Annotated in this window: 2 protein-coding genes; both read right to left on the minus strand. The window is 69.7% G+C overall.

The window, feature by feature from the left end:
- Positions 1-1,209: DEAD/DEAH box helicase (locus GPA_RS10460; protein ID WP_049784114.1), on the minus strand; the 1,209-nt coding region annotated here is incomplete at its 3' end.
- 55 nt (positions 1,210-1,264) lie between these two features.
- On the minus strand, positions 1,265-2,563 hold a 1,299-nt coding region (locus GPA_RS10465; RefSeq protein WP_041239462.1), incomplete at its 5' end, for a glycosyltransferase.

Here is a 2,563-nt window from a genome sequence, read left to right on the forward strand (position 1 = left end):
CTCTCGCGCTGCCTGGGCTATCTCGGGGTCGGTGCGCGCGGCTTTGCGCGTGGCGTGGGCGGCGGCCTCGGCCAGCGCCTCCTGCTCGTCGAAGGTGGCTATCTCCATCTCGGGGATCTCGCGCTTGATGAGCTTCTGGATGTCGCGCAGCGCGTCCTCGGTCTCCGGGCTCACGAACGAGATGGCCCATCCCTCCTCGCCGGCGCGACCCGTGCGGCCGATGCGGTGTACGTAGTCCTCGGGCACGGTGGGCAGGTCGTAGTTGATCACATGGTCCACGCTCTCCACGTCGATGCCGCGTGCCAGCACGTCGGTGGCCACGAGCACGTCGGTGGTGCCGCCCATGAAGTTGTCGAGCGCGCGGCGACGCTGGTTTTGGCTGCGGTCGGAGTGGATGGCCTCGGCCGTGTAGCCCGCCTTCTTCAGGCGCCGGCACGTGGCGTCGGCGCGGCTGCGGGTGCGCGTGAACACGATGACACGCTCGTGCCCCTTCTCGGCGAGCACGGCCTTCAGCAGGGCCGGCTTGAGCGTCTGCGGCGCGCGGACGATGAACTGCTCCACCGTGTCGGCCGTCTCGCCCTTGTGCGCGATCTCCACCATGGCCGGGTCGTGCAAAAGCTTCCCCACGCTGCCCATGATGGAGCGGTCGATGGTGGCCGAGAACAAAAGCGTCTGCCGGCTGGCGGGCGTCGCCCCGATGATCTTGCGCATGGAGGGCAGAAAGCCCATGTCCAGCATGCGGTCGGCCTCGTCCAGCACGAGCACCTCCACGTCGCCCAGGCGCGCGGCCCCCTGGTCCATGAGGTCCACGAGGCGCCCGGGCGTGGCGATGAGCACGTCGGTGCCGTGCTTGAGCTTCTGGATCTGCGGCTCGTAGGACAGGCCGCCCACCACGGTGGCTATGCGGTGGTGGGTGGACACGGCCACGGCGGCGCACACCTCGCCGATCTGCTGCGCCAGCTCGCGCGTGGGCGTGACCACCAGCATGAGCGGCCCTTGGCCTCCCTTCGCGTGCCCGAGGCCGTCGAGCGCGGGCAGCGAGAACGCGGCCGTCTTGCCCGTGCCGGTCTTGGCGGCCGCGATGAGGTCGCGGCCCTCCAGCACCAGCGGGATGGCCTGCTCCTGCACGGGGGTGGGCATTTCATAGCCCAGACGCGCCACGGCGTCGAGGACTTTCGGGGACAGCCCCAGCTCGTTGAATTCTGCCATAGGTATCGCTTGCGTTCCTTTCGATGGTCTCGCGCGCGGCGTCGGGCCGGGCGCGTCAGCGCGTGTGCGCAGGCTTCCCGCCCCAGTAGAAGCGCAGGAAGTGCTTCCTTCGCTGCGGGTCGTCGGCGCTCTTGGGGTACGCGGTCAGCTCCAGCGTGGCGCGCGCGACGTCGCGCGCGGCGTCCGGGTGGCGCAGGAAGCTGCCGTTGATCAACATGGAGCGGATGCTCTCCGGGTTCTTCTCGATGTGGCGCAGCGCGTCCAGCAGCTCGCGGGACGTGGTCACGTGCATGGCCGCGCCGAGCGAGGTGAGCATCCGCACGTTCACCTTCTCCTGGCCGTATGCGCGGCCCAGCAGGATCATGGGAACCTGCGCGCACAGGCATTCCGTGACCACGAGGCCGCCGGACTTGCAGATGATCACGTCGCTGGCCGCCATGAGCGCCGCCATGTCCTCCACGTAGTCGAGCACGCTCACGTTGGCAAGTCCCAGATCGGCGCATTCCTGCCGCAGGTGGCGGGCGTAATCGGCGTCGTTGCCGGCCACGATGACGAAGTGCATGTCCGAAAGCGCGTGCAGGTAGGGCAGCAGCTTGTCGAGCGCGTCGCGGAAGTGCACGTAGGGGCGCGGCAGCTGCGCGCCGGCCAGCGCCAGCACCACGGTCTTGTCCTGCGGCAGGCCCAGGCGCTCGCGCGTCTCCCGCTGGTCGTAGGTGCGGCGGAAATCCTCGCGCGTGGGGATGCCTGTGATGCGGATGCCCTCCTCGGGCACGCGGCGGGGGCGCAGCGTCTCGGCCATGGACTCGTTCGCCACGCAGAACAGGTCGGTGCAGCGGTGCGGCCAGAGGCCCTCGGTCTCGTAGTCGGTGGGCACGCTCACGATGGGGAACTCCAGGCCCGAGAGCATGCGCGCGCCCACGGCCACGTTCGCCGCCGTGATGTGGGTGCACACGATGGCCAGCGGGCGCACCTCGCGCACGTGCTCGGTGAAAGCGGGGTACATGATGCGCGACCAGGCGGTGCCGCCGGCCCACAAAAGGCGGCCGGTGAGCGTGAAGCGCCAGGTGAGATCGTAGATAGGGCGCGTGGCTCCCGTGAAGAGCGATGCGGCGTGGTCGCCGTCGAACACGATGCGGCCCCAGTCCAGGATGTCGATGACCTCGACTTCCAGGTCCTCGGGGACGGAGACGCCGGCAAGCGCGTCATGCGGCGCATCGGGACGGGACGCGCCGTCTGCGGCATCTCCGATACCGGCTCGGGCGGCCGCCGCCTCGTCCCTCAGCAGCTCGAAGGCCTGGGCCACGGCCATGGCCGCGCTGCGATGGCCCGAGCCCACGGACGCATGCATGACGAT

It is taken from the genome of Gordonibacter pamelaeae 7-10-1-b (assembly GCF_000210055.1).
In the GTDB taxonomy this organism is placed as follows: Bacteria; Actinomycetota; Coriobacteriia; order Coriobacteriales; family Eggerthellaceae; genus Gordonibacter; species Gordonibacter pamelaeae.